The organism is Clostridium felsineum DSM 794 (genome assembly GCF_002006355.2).
Lineage (GTDB): Bacteria > Bacillota > Clostridia > Clostridiales > Clostridiaceae > Clostridium_S > Clostridium_S felsineum.
In genome coordinates this window covers 1,661,817-1,677,772 of sequence record NZ_CP096980.1, presented here as the reverse complement: position 1 = coordinate 1,677,772, position 15,956 = coordinate 1,661,817, and the positions used below count along the sequence as shown (strand labels likewise).

Sequence of the window (15,956 nt, the reverse complement as noted above, 5' to 3'; positions counted from 1 at the left end):
CACAAAAAAATAGAAGGTAATTTAATCCTGCCTTCTATTTAAAAACTATATTTATTTTTTACAATAACATTATTTTGTTTTTATTATAATTCGATCTATATAATCTATTTCAAGAGCATCGCCTTCTGAAACTTCACCGGATATAAACATTTTAGCTATTTCTGTTTCAATTGTATTCTCTATATATCTTTTTAATGGTCTTGCACCATAAACAGGATCATAGCCTTCCTCAGCTATAAAGCTTTTAGCTCTCTCTGTAATATTAAATTCTATATTTTTTTCTTTTAATTTATATCTTATACTTTCAAGGAATACATCAATTATTTTTCCTATTGCAGTTATTGATAAAGGCTTAAACATTATTATATCATCAAGTCTATTTAAAAACTCAGGCTTAAATTTCCCTTTAAGTTCATTAATTACTTTATTTTTAGTGTCTTCATCAATGCTCAAATCACCTTTATTATTAAGAAGATATTCACTACCTATATTTGATGTCATTATAATTATAGCATTTTTAAAATCCACAGTATTTCCTTTATTGTCTGTAAGTCTTCCATCATCAAATATTTGAAGAAATATATTAAATACATCACTATGAGCTTTTTCTATTTCATCAAATAATATTACGCTGTATGGATTTCTTCTAACTGCCTCTGTAAGCTGACCACCTTCTTCATATCCTACATAACCTGGAGGTGGTCCTATAAGCCTTGATACCGAATATTTTTCCATATACTCCGACATATCAATTCTTATTATATTATCTTCACTATCAAATAAAACTCTAGCTAAAGTTTTGGCAAGTTCTGTTTTTCCCACACCCGTTGGTCCTAAAAAGATAAATGATCCAATAGGCTTACCCATATCTTTAAGCCCTGCTCTTGCTCTAATAACAGCATTCGAAACAGACTTTACCGCTTCACTCTGACCTATAACTCTTTTTTCTAACTCACAAGAAAGCCTCATAAGTTTCTTTTTTTCACCTTCAACTAACTTAGATACAGGTATTCCAGTCCATTTTGATACTATTTGAGATACTTGTTCCTCTGTAACCTCTTCATTAAGCATTGCGTTTTGACCATTTTGTTTTATAATATTCTCTTTTTCTTCAATTTGATGTTCAAGTTTTGGAACTTCACCATATTTAAGTTCTGCTGCTTTGTTAAGATCATATTCTCTTTCTGCCTTTTCAATTTGTCCTCTTATCTCATCAAGCTTTGTTTTAAGATCCTTTATGCCTTGAATCTGAGATTTTTCTTTTTCATATTTAGCAGTTAAAGCTTTATCTTTATCTTTTAAATCACTAAGTTCCTTTTGTATTGCTTCAAATCTTTCACGAGAAAAATTGTCATTTTCCTTACTTAATGCTTCCTTTTCTATCTCCATTTGAAATATTTTTCTTTTAAGTACATCAAGTTCTGTAGGCATACTATCTATTTCCATTCTAATCATAGCGCCAGCTTCATCAATTAAATCTATTGCTTTATCCGGCAAAAATCTTCCAGTTATATACCTATCTGATAATTTTGCAGCTGCAACTATTGCATTATCATGTATTCTCACTCCATGATGTATTTCAAATCTCTCTTTAAGACCTCTAAGTATCGATATAGCATCTTCAACTGTAGGTTCCACTATTTGAACCTGTTGAAATCTCCTTTCAAGCGCTTTATCTTTTTCTATATACCTTCTATATTCATCAAAAGTCGTAGCGCCTATACAATGAAGCTCTCCTCTTGCTAGCATTGGTTTTATAATATTCCCAGCATCCATTGCTCCATCTGTCTTACCAGCTCCAACGATAGTGTGGATTTCATCTATAAAAAGAATTATTTTTCCTTCACTTCTTTCAACTTCCTTTAATACAGCTTTAAGTCTCTCTTCAAATTCTCCTCTGTATTTTGCTCCTGCAACTAAAGCTCCCATATCAAGAGAAAATAATATCTTATTCTTTAATCCCTCAGGAACATCTCCCCTGACAATTCTCTCTGCAAGACCTTCCACTATAGCTGTTTTACCTACACCCGGTTCCCCAATTAGAACAGGATTATTTTTAGTTCTTCTAGATAATATTCTTATAACTCTTCTTATTTCCTCATCTCTACCTATAACAGGATCCAATTTATGTTTCTTAGCATCCTTAACAAGATCTCTTCCATACTTATTCAAGGCATCATAAGTACCCTCCGGGTCTGACGTATCGACTCTTTGATTACCTCTTACTTCTCTTAACGCTTTCAAAAATTCTTTTTTAGAAATGCTGTTTTTATCTAAAATTTTTCTTATTGCATCATTATCCATATCTATTAATACAAGCATAATATGTTCTACACTTATATATGAATCTTTAAAATCCTTAGATATTGTTTCTGCCTTCACAAATACCTCTTCAAATCTTCTTGTTGCATAAATAGAAGAATTTTGTGCACCATCTCCAATTACCTTAGGCATCCTATCAAGTTCAGCTTCTGTATCTGTTTTAACTTTCTCTATGTTAGCTCCCATTTTACCCAATATATTTGGTATAAGTCCATCTTCTTGAGATATAATTGCCATAAAAAGGTGAATTGTATCTATTTGTTGATGTTTATACCTTATAGCTATTGCTTGACATTCATTAATAGCTTGTTGAACCTTCAATGTTAATTTATCAACATCCATACCTTCACTTCCCTTTTACTATATAAAATTAATAATTATCTATAAAATTATACATGAGCAATAAAATTTACATTTTATTGCTCATGTTAATTGCTAAATTAAAATATCTAAGAGAATCTTTCACATTCCCTAATGTAGAATACATATTCCCCATTTCCATATATCTTCCATAAATAGCTTCTTCATCACCATTCTTAATAAGCAAATCTAAAGCTAAGTTCATATACATTTCATAAGACCCAAAATCATCTACTGCTTTAAGTATTTTAGATTTTAAATAATAGCACCTTTCCATAAGAACACTATTTTCTATTCCTATAGAGTAATCTAATATATTATCGCATATTTCTCTATATTCCTCTAAATTATCACATTTTGAAATTTCATCAATCAATTCTACTATAAAAGGAACATATTTGCTTTCTAAAGTTCCCGGAAATTGCTTTAATGCATTTGTTATGTATTCTCCTGCCTCTTTGACATTCTTGTCATTAATCATCTTTAAAGCACATACATACAAAACTCTAGCTCTTATTTCACGATTAATATCACAATAATTTTCAACTTTTTCTTTGTAATAATCAAATTTATCTATATTCTTCTTCAGACATAAAAACATCATTACACTATAAATCTTTGCATTTTGGTTGTCCGTTTCTACATAGTCAACAAGTTCAAGCAATTCTTTTTCCAGTTCGTACGCTTTATCGTAATCCTCACTTAAAATGTAACTTAATGTTTCGTAATAATAGCTTTCTATTATCATCTTAATTCTTTTTTTATTTTCGTAAAATATATCCTTTAATTCTTTTCTAACTCTACTGTAATAATTTATAGCTTGATAATATTCTCTACTTGTTAAAAGATATTTTCCTACATCAAGATTATACAGAGATTTATTGTCACTATCTGTAACTTTTCGACATATGTCGTAATATTCTGACGTCAAACTTTGTACTACATCTAACCTGTTTTTGTTTACATAAAAATTAAATAATTCATGCATAAATTGAAAAGCAATATCATAATACTCATATTGCTCAGCATAATATATATTATATCTTAAATATTCATCTTTTTTTGAATCTTCAACATTTTTTAAGTTATCAAGGTTATTTTTAAATTGATCCTTAACATCATACTTTAAGTAATCAAGAGCAACATTTAACTTCTTAGCTACAAATTCTAAAATCTCATCGTCTGGATTTATCTTTCCATTTTCAATACAACTCATTTTAGATACTGATACCTTATCATCACATATATCTTTTAGTGTTAATCTCTTATAAATTCTTGCTCTTTTAATTTTTTCACCAACAGATAATATTTCCATCCTTCTCACACCTATCTGATTACAAATCCTTCAATACGCCTATCTTCTTAAATTTTTCTATACCACTATTTAAATACTTAGCTGCTTCTACATCGTCACCATTATCAATATAATACTTACCTATTATAACTGAAAATTCAGCTGCCTCTTTTTCAAGTTCCATATTTTCAGCATATTGAAGAGCTCTTAATAAAATATTTTCAGCTTCCTTCAAGCTCTTATTCAAAATACTTATTCTATATTTAAGCATATAGTATTTAAGTATATCAAATACATTATTACCATCTATATTTTCTTTTATTTCATCTAAAACTTTTTGGGAATTTTCAGTATCCTTGAGCTTTATATAATTCTCACAAATGTTGCATAAAGTTTCTATAAATTCATGTCCCTTTACTGCTTTTCTTATTTCTTTTGCTTTATTTAAATGTATAAATGATTCTTCGATATTTTCAAACTCATAGAATAGTTTTCCAAGCTCATTTTCTATATCTGCAACTGCAAACATATTATCATTTTCTTTAAATGCTTTTAGGGCCTTCTTAGAATACTTTATTGCATTATCAACATCTCCACTTTTACTGTATTCTTTAGATAGTATAAGCAGAGTTCTTGCATATTCCTTTTTATTTTCAAGTTCCGCAAACTTTTCTTTAGCCATCAAACAATATTTAATCGTTTTGTTGCTATTATTCATTTTAAAATAAACCAAAGACATATAGTAATATATTTCACCGATAAGAAAATCATTTCCTATATCGTTATCACGAGAAACTCTTTCTGCTTGTTCAAAATAACTACAAGATGAATTATAGGCTTTTAATTTAAGAGTTATTTTACCAAGATTTATAAAAGTATTTATTATATCCTCGTATTCATTTAGTTTTATAAAAAGAACATTTGATGAAAGAAAAAACTGCTGTGCTACCCCTAATTCATTCTTATTCATATTTATGCAGCCATACAAATATAAAGTTCTTGCCTTCCTGTAAGAAATTTTATAATTTTCTGCATAATACATTGCCTTTTCAAGATACTGTTCAGCTTCCATAAGTTCATCATTAAGCATATATGCTTCTGCTGTATTTTCATAATATACACATATTTTTTCAGCTTGTGTTTCTTCCGATTCCATTAAATATTCAACCGATGTATTAAGTGTATTGGCAAGATATTCAAGTAAATCCATACTTGGATTGGATTTTCCAGACTCAACAAGACTTATTTGTCCTGGTGTAATTCTGTCACCTGCCAAATCCTTAAGTGTCATATTTAATTCTTTTCTTCTGGCTTTAATTTTTTCTCCCAAAGACAATATTTCCATACGTATCTTCCTTTACTTGCTCATGTAATTTAATCCTACTTAATTTCCCTACTAATTATTTGTATTTATATGTTATTAATTTAAATTTTTTTATTTCGTAATATGATTATACCATATTTTTTCTTAAAATTCCAAGAGTCAAGTATTTTTTTTAAATCTTTTTAAATAAAAAATCGGATATTTCTATCCGATTTTTTTATTTACTCCACATTTTCATTGAATCCATCAAGTCTTCTGCAGTATCTCTTATCATTCTACCTGATTTTCTGATTTTTTTCTTTGCGTTCTTACTAAGCTGTGGAGCTATAATCATTCCTGTAACTGCTCCTATAACTGCTCCTGTTGTTATACCTCTGAAAGATTTCATAACTACATTCCTCCTACCTATTTAAGTATTAGATAAAAATAGTAAAACAATTTCTTTAATAAAAACAAGCTACACTTTGAATCTGTCTTTATAAATGAAATCACATTACATGATTCTTTCGCTAATATGTTATGCATTTTTGATATTTTTAAACATTTGATTTACTTGTTTTATTTACCAATAGACATAAAACTAATATCATGTATAATGTATTATATATTATGTAAACTAGTTTGATACCTAGGAGGATACGGAATGAAACATTTTAAACATATGAATCTTATTGTTCCTGTGCTTATATTTTTATGTTCTTTAACTTTATTTACTTTTTCTTCTATTTATAGCAACAAAATTTCATACAACATGTACACAAATTTTCAAAAGGATATTAAAGAAAAGAAAGTTGATACAGTATACTTAACCTCATCCCCCACTGTGACTGTAAAATTAAAAAATGGTTTAGTCTATACTACTGACAATCCAAGGACTAATGACTTTAAAGAAAATTTATTAAAAAACAGTGTAAAAGTATCAGAAGACGACTTCAAAAATTCTCAAAATACACTTTCTTTATTTATTCTTTCAATATCAACGTTATATCTTATTATTTCATTAATTAAAGTTTACAAAGTGCCTTTTCCTACAAAAAAAGCTTTTGCGGTTGACAAACTTGAAACCGATAGCATAAACGATATTGGTGTTAAATTTGCTGATATAGCAGGAAACGAAGAAGCAAAAGAAAGTGTACAAGATATAATTGACTTTCTTAAAAATCCTGAAAAATATAGTTTGTATGGAGCAAGGATGCCAAAAGGTGTTATTTTATATGGTGAACCAGGTACTGGTAAAACACTACTTGCTAAGGCTATTGCTGGTGAAGCTAATGTTCCCTTTTATGCAATGTCTGGTTCGGATTTTGTACAAATTTACGTTGGAGTTGGAGCAAGTAGAATAAGGCAACTTTTTAAAAAGGCTCGTTCAAACGGAAAAGCAGTTATTTTTATAGATGAAATAGATGCCATTGGAAAAAAACGTGATGGAGGAAAATCAGGTGGCTCTGATGAACGTGATCAAACCTTAAATGCACTTTTGACTGAAATGTCTGGCTTCAAAGAAAAAGAAGGTATAGTTGTTATTGCTGCAACTAATAGAATTGATATATTAGATAGTGCCCTACTGCGTCCTGGAAGATTTGACAGACATATAGAGATAAATTTACCTGATATTTCAGCAAGAAAGAAAATTTTGAATCTACTTACAAAGAACAAACCAATAAAGAATATAGATTTTAATGATTTTGCACAAAAAACAGCTTACTTTTCAGGTGCTAAGTTAGAAAATCTCGTTAATGAAGCTGCTATCCTTGCCTGTAAAGAAGATAGTTCTTTTATTGAGCACCGTCATTTAGATAAAGCTTTCTCCATTGTACTTGCAGGCTATGAAAAAGTAGATAGATCTCATATAAGTTTAAATGATAGAAAAATAACAGCTTATCACGAATCAGGACATGCTTTAGTATCTTTAAAAGTACTTCCTTCTGAAAAAATATCAAAAATAACTATAATACCTAGTACCAATGGTGCCGGAGGATACACTTTAAGTATACCTGAAGATAAAATGTATCAAAATAAAGAGTATATCCTTAATAGGATTAGAGTTTTACTTGGGGGTAGAGCAGCAGAAGAAATAATTTTCGGTAAAGCCCATGTAACCACAGGCGCTTATAATGATCTTCAAAAGGTAACTAGCTCTGTAATAAAATTAGTTACCCAATATGGTATGGGAGCAAGTTTAGGTCTTTTAAATGGTGATGCACTATCTGAAGTTAATTACTCTATTCCAGATACTGTCATTAATGAATGTAAGGAATTAGTCGCAAATTTATATGAGGATACCAAAAACATTCTTTTAGAAAATAAAACCACACTTGAAAGCATTACAAGTAACCTTTTAGAGGTAGAAACTCTTAATTATGAAGATATACAAAATTTGAATATGAACTAAAAACAACAAGAATGGTTTTATAAATACAAAGCCATTCTTATTGTTTTATCCATATTTTTCTACCAAGTATAGTTGCTATAATAACTCCTCCTATAAATCCACCCATATGCGCAAAAATATCTATATTAGGTACACTTACACTTATAAATATATTTAATGCCAAAACACTTGCAATATTTGTAAGGAGTCCTTTTCCTATTCTTTTTCTAAGTTTAAACCCAAATATAAACGCTGCTCCTAGAAGCCCAAAAATAGCCCCAGATGCACCAACTGATATGCCACCTCTACTAAAAAAGTAGCTGAATATTGATGCTGTAATTCCTGATACAAAGTATATAGCTAAATATTTTACTTTGCCATAAATCTCTTCAAGCATATACCCCATACAATACAACGAATACATATTTGAGGCGATATGTATTATGCTTCCATGTAAAAACATACATGTTATCAACCTATAATATTGTCCACTATCTATTAATAAATCGTTTTTTGCCCCCATAAGATTAAGAACATTGTTATTTATATTAAATATATTTTGGGAAAGCAAGGCTGTAACCCCATATACTATCACGTTTACTATAATTAACGTCCATGTTATAGTCATATTACTTTTTGTTTTTTGTTTTGAGGTTTTGAGTTCATTTAAAAACAAACCTAATATTTGTGTAATATTAGTTCCTGTTTTATCTGCATAAACTATGCTATTTTGTAAATGGTTTATTACTATAAGCTTTCCTTTGCCATGATCCTCAGCGTATTGTTTCCATGAATTATTGTTATCCACTAATAATACTTTAATAATATTTTCACTATTAATGTCTTCAATTTTTTTATCCCTTATGTTCGAATAATCAATGTACTTAAATTTATCTTCATCTGAAAAAATAACATAATTTAAAATTTCATTGTGTACAAACGAAACACCCCAAAACTCTAACTGTTTTTGTCCATATATAAATTCTTCAAGGGAACATTGTCCCCTGTTACACAGACTTTCAATTATATATTTTTCTGACTTATTCATAAATCCTCCGAAAATTTAAATGTACTCTTCTTTTTTCCCTTTCATATCATTAGATATTCTATCCATTTCTTTTTTTATCAAACTGCAAAGTTCGTTTATTCTATATAACATATCACTATGTTCCTCTATAAAATCAAATTCAACAAGCCAAGTTGGATTGTATTCATCTTCTACTTCTGTTATATTAAAATCTTTTTCTAAGAATACTTGTTTATTTAAAAGATCGTAATAAGCAGAATACTCCCAATCCTCTACATCATTTTTAGTATTAAACCATGCTTTTATATTATCCCCATTATAGTACATTTTAACTATATACTCAGCTCCATCGTTAACCTCATAACTTCCAATTTCCTTTAAAAAACTATTGTCATTTTCTTTTTTTTCAAATAAAACTAAAGACGTAAAATCCATATATAATAGATCCTTTCTTAACTATTTTTTATATACATTATTGTTTTTTATATAAATTAGCAATATAATTATATCTGGGAATATTTTACATTTACAAGAGGTGTGTTATGTTAAAAAATTTTGTTTTAAAAAATAAAAAGATATTTATTTTAGCTTTTTCAGCTTTTTTAATTATTCTTTATGCAGATTACAGAATCAATCTAAGTAAACGTAGTGATATAACCTATGCCGCTAATTATTATATGACTTCTGGAATTTTTAATACTCACAAACTCTACAAAATAGATTCATATACACTTAAATTTGCTTCTACTGATGAATCAATTTTATTTGTAAGTGGTATTGAGTCAAAATCCCCACACAAAACTGTAACCTATAAGCTTACTATGTTAAAAACATATGGAATATGGAAATTAAAACATATAGAACAAGCTAATTCTTTAAACTAAATTATACCTTTTTCTCATTATTTGCTTTATCCATACAATCTTTACAAAGTGCTTTCATTTTTAATTCATGATCTATTAAGACAAAACCTGTCTTATTCTTTATAATTTCCTCTACTTGATCCATTGGACATTCTATTTCTATTTCCTTATTACACATATTGCATTTTAATATATGCTTATGTGTTTCTCCTTTTATTTTGTAACTATATTTGCCATTACCTAAATCAACCTTACTAACTACATTTTTCTCTTCAAATAAATCCAAACTTCTATAAACCGTAGATAAATCTGCAATCTTACCCTCATCATTACAAGTTTTATATATCTTTTCAACTGTAAGAGCATCATTTGCATCACTCAATATTTTTAATACTTTAAGCCTACATTTAGTAACCTTAATATTGTAACTTTTTAAATAAGTTTTTAAATCCATAATCTCACCTTAGTATCTTATTAAAAATATACAACAACATATACAATTGTTTATATTAATTATATCACAATACTTGTCAGCGGGGAAAACAATGTAAATTAAAATTAAAAAATGTGGATATCCTAGTTATAAGATAACCACATCGTAATTCTAAACTTGTACATTAAAAAAACATCATTTTTATTCCAAACAAAATAAGTATAATTCCACCTATATAATCAGCATACTTGCATACTAATGTTATTTTTTTCAAATATCTTGACAGAATAAACGCTACAGCAGAAAGAATTAATGTTATTATTCCTATAAATATAGAATCCATAAATATAATTGAATTGCTTGAAATTTTATTAAACATAGTAAATCCAATTACAGCTGCATCTATACTTACAGAAATACCAAGAACAAAATACATTTTAAAATTCAATAAAAACTTCTCTTCTTTGTCCTCAAAGCCTTCCTTTATCATGAACATACCCACAAAAGCAATTATTATACCCCCAATAATCTGAGGCAAATATGTTATGTATGTATTAAAAAGAAATCCTGAGTAAGCTCCTATAAATGTGCATAAAAATTGAAAGAATCCGAAAGAAATAGAAAATAATATTTTATTATTCCTTTTTACGGAATTATCAAGTCCTATGCTAAGAGCAACTCCAAATGCATCTAATGACAATGCTATTGCAATCATGAATAGCGAGTATATATTCATAGACTCCCCCCAAAAATTACTATATACAAAATACTTTTATTTTATTTTTCATATAAATCTCTATAGACTATTTCAAAAACATGAAGTGCATCACTTATCCTATCTTTTAAAAGATATTTCCTATTCTCAAGTTCAGTTAGACCTATATCTGTTATACTGTATATTTTTTGTTTTTTCTTACTTTCATCATTCCATTTTCCTAATATTAATTTCTTCTTTTCCATTTTCTTTAGTATTGGATATATTCCACCTGTACTTGGAATCCATAATCCATTTGTTCTTTTACCTATTTGATTTGCAATATCATTACCATTAGTAGCTCCTAAACTCAATATAAAAAGAACATAAAGAGGAAGCAGACCTTTTGTAAATACCTGCCCAACTGCTTCTCCCTCTTTTTTTATTTTTCTTATCTCTGCAAGTTTCTGTTTATACTCTTCATAAAGTTTCTTTTCTTCTTCTTTAATATCTAATTCATTTCTATGCATATTATTCCTCTAATAGTACAAGTCCTACAAGCCCTGGTCCACTATGAACTCCTGAAACCGGACTTATACATCCATTATACATGGCATTATTTATATTCGGAAGTCCTTTTATTTTTTCAAAGAATTCCCTTGTTTCTTCTTCCGCATGACCATGCATAACATATGCTCTACAATTATTTTCTTTTGTTATATCTTTTGCTATTTCAAGCACTCTATTAAGTGACTGTTTTCTTCCTCGAACCTTGTCATAAGCGTAATAGACTCCATTTTCATCTACTGAAACTATAGGTTTAATATTTAAAAGTTTTCCTATAGTTCCTGCTATTTTTCCTATTCTACCACCTTTTCTTAAATAGTCAAGTGTTCCAACAACAAAAAACAAATGTATTCTTTTTCTGATTTCAGGTATTTCATTTACAATTTCATCAAAGCTTTTATTATTCTCAAGCATTCTTACACATTCTTCAACTATAGCCCCTTCACCTAAGGATATTAGCTTTGAATCATATATAAACGATTTAATTTTATTATGTTCCTCCGCAATCATTTTAAGCCCATTGAATATTCCAGAAAGACCACTTGAAAGTGTTATCCCTATCGCATGTGTATAGCCTTCTTCTTCAAGCTTTTGATATAACTCCTCCATATCTTGAAGTGCTGGCATAGAAGACTTAGGTACCTCAATTTCAAAATTTTTATATACTTCTTCAGATGTTATATCTACCTTATCCTTATATTCCCTATCCCTGTATATAATTCTAAAGGATAGTACATTTATATTATGTTCCTTTATAAACTCAGTTGTTAAATCTGCTGTAGTATCCGTTATAATAGCTATTTTCTCCATAAATATTTATCTCCTTCTTAGTTAGCATATATCTTCAAAGTTTAAATTGTACATTATATCAATATTTTATAACTTTAAAATTCGATTTTATTATATCATTATCAATAGTGATATATCAATAGTGATACTATCACTATTGATAATAAATTTTTATATTCAATAAACCTTAATAAAACTACAAAAATTCACCTTGCAGTATAATCACTTGACGATTGTGATTTATTCTTTAGTTTCTTCTTTATCTCTGAGATTCAATAAACCTTAATAAAACTACAAAAATACACCTTGCAGTATAATCACTTGACGATTGTGATTTATTCTTTAGTTTCTTCTTTATCTCTGAGATTCAATAAACCTTAATAAAACTACAAAAATACACCTTGCAGTATAATCACTTGACGATTGTGATTTATTCTTTAGTTTCTTCTTTATCTCTGAGATTCAATAAACCTTAATAAAACTACAAAAATACACCTTGTACCATAATCACTTGACGATTGTGATTTATTTTTTTAGTTTCTTCTTTATCTCTGAGATTCAATAAACCTTAATAAAACTACAAAAATACACCTTGTACCATAATCACTTGACGATTGTGATTTTGGTACAAGGTGTATTTTAAGTTTTATTAGGTTTATTGTATATAAAGCACAGCAAAGAAGTGACAGATGCTGCCAGCCATTACAAATAGGTGCCAGATGGCGTGGTTGTATGGTATTTTATCAAATAGAAATAGTAATGCTCCAAGCGTGTATACTATTCCTCCTGCAACTAAAAATGCTATACCTGCAAAAGGCATTGATAATAGTAATGCTTTGAAATATATTACTATCATCCAACCCATTACTACATAAAGTAGGGTTGACAATTTTTCAAACTTACCACAATAAAAAACCTTAATTACTATTCCTATAATCGCTGCTATCCAAACAACTGAGAATATTATCCATCCTCCATGTTTTCTAAGCACTGTTAGTGAAAATGGTGTATACGTTCCTGCAATTAATATGTATATAGATGCATGATCAAATATTCTAAATACTTTTTTTGCTTTTTTATTAAATATACTGTGATATAAAGTAGAAAATAAATAAAGTATAAAAAGACAAGCACCATAAACAGCGTAGCTAACAACATACCAGGCACTTTGATGTTTCACTGCAAAAACTACTAAGATTACAATTGCAGCAATTGCTAAAGCTGATCCTACCATATGAGTTATAGAATTTGCTATTTCTTCTCCTTTTGTATAAAAGTTTTCCTCATCCACCTTATCACCCCCATAATAATTATTATATAATTGTTTGGTTATTATATCATGTGAATTTAAATTTTACAATTACTAATTAACATTATTTTTTAATAAATATTGTTATTTATATAAAAAGCATCTTAAAATCTATATAAAGATTTTAAGATGCTAAGTACTAAACCGCTTCTTTTTTACTTTCTAAAAATTGAACTTCTTCTCCAACTACTTCAGTAATATATTTTTTATTTCCATTTACATCATCATAGCTTCTAACCTGTAATCTTCCTGACACACCAACAAGATATCCCTTTTTCATATATTTAGCAACATTCTCAGCTGTTTTTCCCCATACTGTAATTGAAATAAAATCAGCTTCATTTTCTCCATTATTATTCTTTGTTCTTTTTCTTACTGCAATAGTAAAATTGCATCTGTTATTTCCTGTGTTTTCAAATTGCTTAATACTTGGATCCTTGGTCATTCTTCCTATCAAAAGTATCTTATTCATATATTCTCTCCTCATTAAATAATATATTTTACTAATATTATTGTCATGTTCCTTAATATATAAACATTTATGTAATATTTTTGAAAATAATCATATAAATAAGTTAGGCATTCCTCTATGCCTAACTTATTAAAATACTATTTATTGTTTTTTAATACTTCTTCGCTTGTTTTTATAACATTTTCTTTTGTAAATCCAAATTTTTCAAACAATATTTCAGCTGGTGCAGAAGCTCCAAAATGATCTATTGAAATAACTTCTCCATCAATTCCAGTATACTTATGCCATCCAAATGATGAAGCCGCCTCTACTGCAACACGGGCTCTAACCTTATTTGGCATGATGCTTTCTTTATATGCTTTATCTTGTTTATCAAAAAGTTCAAAGGATGGAACACTTATAACTCTTGAATCTATTCCATTTTCCAAAAGCTCTTCTTGTGCTTTATATACTAATTCTACTTCTGATCCTGAAGCCATAAGAAGCATATCAGGAACATCCTTTTTAGAATCTTTTAATATATATGCTCCTTTTAATAAACCCTTCCCTGTTTCGTCATATAAAGGAAGCTTTTGTCTTGTAAGTACAAGAACTGTAGGTCCATCTTCTCTTTCTACAGCATATTTCCAAGCTTCTACAGTTTCCTTTGAATCGCAAGGTCTAAACACTGTTAAATTAGGTATACTTCTAAGTGCTGCTAATTGTTCTACTGGTTCATGTGTTGGTCCATCTTCTCCTACTCCTATACTATCATGTGTAAGTACATATATAACAGGAAGATTCATTATAGCAGACATTCTTATTGCACCCTTCATATAATCGCTGAATACGAAGAAGGTTGATACAAATATTTTAAGTCCACCATGTGCAGATATTCCATTTGCAATAGCAGCCATAGCATGCTCTCTTACTCCAAAATGAAGATTTGTTCCGTTTCTATCTTCAGCTGAAAAATCACCTTTACCATTCATATATGTTTTATTAGATGGCGCTAAATCAGCAGAACCTCCTATTAAATTAGAAACCTCATTTGCTATTATATTTAAAGCTTTTCCTGATGAATCTCTTGTTGCCATTGGTTTTTCTAATTCTTTAAATGCATCAATCTCATCTAAATTAACTTTTACCTTACCGCTCATCCAAGCATTAAATTCATCAAATAAATCTGGATATTTTTCTTTATATTTGTTAAGAAGTTCATTCCAAGCTTTTTCATTTTTTTCAAAAGTTTTCTGAAGTTCTTTCATATGATTTTTTACTTCTTCTGGAACATAAAAATCTTCTTCATAATTCCAAGCTAAGTTTTTCTTTAAGCCCTTTACCCCTTCTTCTCCAAGAGGTGATCCATGTACGCCTGCAGTTCCTTCATTAGGTGATCCAAAACCAATTACTGTTTTAGCTATAATAATTGATGGCTTATCATTTTGACTTTTTGCCTTTTCAATTGCCTCACCTATTTTACTAATATCAGTTCCATTATCAACGTTTATTACATTCCAATTATATGCTTTAAAACGTTCTCCAACATTTTCTCTGAAAGCTATATCCGTATTTCCTTCTATAGAAATATCATTATCATCATATATTACTATAAGTTTTGATAGACCTAATGTTCCAGCAAGCGATGCAGCTTCACTAGATATTCCTTCCATCATACAGCCATCTCCACTTAAAACATATGTATAATGATCTACTATATCAAGACCATCTTTATTGAATTTTGACGCAAGATGTGCCTCAGCAATAGCCATACCTACTCCATTAGCTATTCCTTGACCTAGTGGTCCTGTACTGATTTCAACACCTTCAGTTACTCCATATTCTGGATGTCCTGGTGTGATACTTTCCCATTGTCTAAACTTCTTTAAATCTTCTATTGAAACTTTATAGCCAAATAAATGAAGAAGTGAATATAATAGCATAGATGCGTGACCTGCAGATAAGACAAATCTGTCTCTATTGATCCATTTAGGATTTGAAGGGTTATGCTTTAAATACTTTGACCAGAGTGTATATGCCATAGGTGCTGCTCCAAGTGGAGTTCCTGGATGACCTGAATTAGCCTTTTCTATTGCTTCAGCTGATAAAACCCTTATGGTGTTTATTGATAATTGATCAATGTTCATATATT

Annotated in this window: 15 protein-coding genes; 2 read left to right on the top strand and 13 right to left on the bottom strand. The window is 29.0% G+C overall.

The window, feature by feature from the left end; all coding sequences use genetic code 11:
• Positions 1–69 precede the first annotated feature (69 nt).
• The 4 genes from clpB to CLFE_RS07855 all read right to left on the bottom strand — a co-directional run bounded on the left by clpB (position 70) and on the right by CLFE_RS07855 (position 5,688).
• A complete protein-coding gene (gene clpB / locus CLFE_RS07870; RefSeq protein WP_077895121.1) occupies positions 70–2,664 on the bottom strand; it encodes an ATP-dependent chaperone ClpB in 2,595 nt (864 codons plus the stop codon).
• Between the two features lie 67 nt (positions 2,665–2,731).
• Complete coding sequence (locus CLFE_RS07865) at positions 2,732–3,997, bottom strand: helix-turn-helix domain-containing protein (RefSeq protein WP_077895120.1); 1,266 nt, start codon at positions 3,995–3,997, stop codon at positions 2,732–2,734.
• 19 nt (positions 3,998–4,016) lie between these two features.
• A complete protein-coding gene (locus CLFE_RS07860; RefSeq protein ID WP_077895119.1) occupies positions 4,017–5,321 on the bottom strand; it encodes a helix-turn-helix domain-containing protein in 1,305 nt (434 codons plus the stop codon).
• Positions 5,322–5,517: 196 nt separating this feature from the next.
• Positions 5,518–5,688 carry a YtxH domain-containing protein gene (locus tag CLFE_RS07855; protein ID WP_077895118.1) on the bottom strand — a complete coding sequence of 57 codons (171 nt, stop codon included), beginning with the start codon at positions 5,686–5,688 and terminating at the stop codon, positions 5,518–5,520.
• Between the two features lie 255 nt (positions 5,689–5,943).
• Here CLFE_RS07855 and CLFE_RS07850 point away from each other — a divergent pair, with 255 nt between their 5' ends.
• Positions 5,944–7,692 (top strand): ATP-dependent metallopeptidase FtsH/Yme1/Tma family protein, encoded by a 1,749-nt coding sequence (locus CLFE_RS07850; RefSeq protein ID WP_077895117.1) that lies wholly within the window; start codon positions 5,944–5,946, stop codon positions 7,690–7,692.
• A gap of 37 nt (positions 7,693–7,729) precedes the next feature.
• Here CLFE_RS07850 and CLFE_RS07845 read toward each other — a convergent pair whose 3' ends face one another.
• Both CLFE_RS07845 and CLFE_RS07840 read right to left on the bottom strand, forming a co-directional pair.
• Positions 7,730–8,719 (bottom strand): rhomboid family intramembrane serine protease, encoded by a 990-nt coding sequence (locus CLFE_RS07845; RefSeq protein ID WP_077895116.1) that lies wholly within the window; start codon positions 8,717–8,719, stop codon positions 7,730–7,732.
• 15 nt (positions 8,720–8,734) lie between these two features.
• Positions 8,735–9,133 (bottom strand): DUF6762 family protein, encoded by a 399-nt coding sequence (locus CLFE_RS07840; RefSeq protein WP_077835754.1) that lies wholly within the window; start codon positions 9,131–9,133, stop codon positions 8,735–8,737.
• Between the two features lie 107 nt (positions 9,134–9,240).
• On the opposite strand from CLFE_RS07840, the gene CLFE_RS07835 reads away from it, so the two are divergent.
• Positions 9,241–9,582 (top strand): hypothetical protein, encoded by a 342-nt coding sequence (locus tag CLFE_RS07835; RefSeq protein ID WP_077895115.1) that lies wholly within the window; start codon positions 9,241–9,243, stop codon positions 9,580–9,582.
• 1 nt (position 9,583) lies between these two features.
• Here the strand turns inward: CLFE_RS07835 and CLFE_RS07830 are convergent, their stop codons facing one another.
• From CLFE_RS07830 to tkt, 7 genes are all read right to left on the bottom strand, one after another.
• The gene (locus CLFE_RS07830) at positions 9,584–10,015 is read right to left on the bottom strand and encodes a Fur family transcriptional regulator (protein WP_077835752.1); all 432 of its coding nucleotides are present in this window, start codon (positions 10,013–10,015) and stop codon (positions 9,584–9,586) included.
• A gap of 163 nt (positions 10,016–10,178) precedes the next feature.
• The gene (locus CLFE_RS07825; RefSeq protein ID WP_077835751.1) at positions 10,179–10,730 is read right to left on the bottom strand and encodes a manganese efflux pump MntP; all 552 of its coding nucleotides are present in this window, start codon (positions 10,728–10,730) and stop codon (positions 10,179–10,181) included.
• Positions 10,731–10,771: 41 nt separating this feature from the next.
• Positions 10,772–11,218 carry a PadR family transcriptional regulator gene (locus CLFE_RS07820; protein WP_077895114.1) on the bottom strand — a complete coding sequence of 149 codons (447 nt, stop codon included), beginning with the start codon at positions 11,216–11,218 and terminating at the stop codon, positions 10,772–10,774.
• A gap of 1 nt (position 11,219) precedes the next feature.
• Positions 11,220–12,065 carry a DegV family protein gene (locus CLFE_RS07815; protein ID WP_077895113.1) on the bottom strand — a complete coding sequence of 282 codons (846 nt, stop codon included), beginning with the start codon at positions 12,063–12,065 and terminating at the stop codon, positions 11,220–11,222.
• Between the two features lie 634 nt (positions 12,066–12,699).
• Positions 12,700–13,278, bottom strand: coding sequence for a PAQR family membrane homeostasis protein TrhA (gene trhA, locus CLFE_RS07810; protein WP_242951715.1), 579 nt, complete (start codon positions 13,276–13,278; stop codon positions 12,700–12,702).
• Positions 13,279–13,492: 214 nt separating this feature from the next.
• Entirely contained in the window at positions 13,493–13,825 is a 333-nt protein-coding gene (locus CLFE_RS07805) for a single-stranded DNA-binding protein (protein WP_077895111.1), read from the bottom strand.
• A gap of 137 nt (positions 13,826–13,962) precedes the next feature.
• On the bottom strand, positions 13,963–15,951 hold the full coding sequence (gene tkt / locus CLFE_RS07800; RefSeq protein WP_077895110.1) for a transketolase: 1,989 nt from the start codon (positions 15,949–15,951) through the stop codon (positions 13,963–13,965).
• Positions 15,952–15,956: the final 5 nt, after the last annotated feature.

What these genes read in the sequence shown, in the direction of transcription:
- clpB (WP_077895121.1), bottom strand. Translation starts at nt 2,664, where the DNA reads ATGGATGTTGATAAATTAACATTGAAGGTTCAACAAGCTATTAATGAA.
- CLFE_RS07865 (WP_077895120.1), bottom strand. Translation starts at nt 3,997, where the DNA reads ATGGAAATATTATCTGTTGGTGAAAAAATTAAAAGAGCAAGAATTTAT.
- CLFE_RS07860 (WP_077895119.1), bottom strand. Translation starts at nt 5,321, where the DNA reads ATGGAAATATTGTCTTTGGGAGAAAAAATTAAAGCCAGAAGAAAAGAA.
- CLFE_RS07855 (WP_077895118.1), bottom strand. Translation starts at nt 5,688, where the DNA reads ATGAAATCTTTCAGAGGTATAACAACAGGAGCAGTTATAGGAGCAGTT.
- CLFE_RS07850 (WP_077895117.1), top strand. Translation starts at nt 5,944, where the DNA reads ATGAAACATTTTAAACATATGAATCTTATTGTTCCTGTGCTTATATTT.
- CLFE_RS07845 (WP_077895116.1), bottom strand. Translation starts at nt 8,719, where the DNA reads ATGAATAAGTCAGAAAAATATATAATTGAAAGTCTGTGTAACAGGGGA.
- CLFE_RS07840 (WP_077835754.1), bottom strand. Translation starts at nt 9,133, where the DNA reads ATGGATTTTACGTCTTTAGTTTTATTTGAAAAAAAAGAAAATGACAAT.
- CLFE_RS07835 (WP_077895115.1), top strand. Translation starts at nt 9,241, where the DNA reads ATGTTAAAAAATTTTGTTTTAAAAAATAAAAAGATATTTATTTTAGCT.
- CLFE_RS07830 (WP_077835752.1), bottom strand. Translation starts at nt 10,015, where the DNA reads ATGGATTTAAAAACTTATTTAAAAAGTTACAATATTAAGGTTACTAAA.
- CLFE_RS07825 (WP_077835751.1), bottom strand. Translation starts at nt 10,730, where the DNA reads ATGAATATATACTCGCTATTCATGATTGCAATAGCATTGTCATTAGAT.
- CLFE_RS07820 (WP_077895114.1), bottom strand. Translation starts at nt 11,218, where the DNA reads ATGCATAGAAATGAATTAGATATTAAAGAAGAAGAAAAGAAACTTTAT.
- CLFE_RS07815 (WP_077895113.1), bottom strand. Translation starts at nt 12,065, where the DNA reads ATGGAGAAAATAGCTATTATAACGGATACTACAGCAGATTTAACAACT.
- trhA (WP_242951715.1), bottom strand. Translation starts at nt 13,278, where the DNA reads ATGGTAGGATCAGCTTTAGCAATTGCTGCAATTGTAATCTTAGTAGTT.
- CLFE_RS07805 (WP_077895111.1), bottom strand. Translation starts at nt 13,825, where the DNA reads ATGAATAAGATACTTTTGATAGGAAGAATGACCAAGGATCCAAGTATT.
- tkt (WP_077895110.1), bottom strand. Translation starts at nt 15,951, where the DNA reads ATGAACATTGATCAATTATCAATAAACACCATAAGGGTTTTATCAGCT.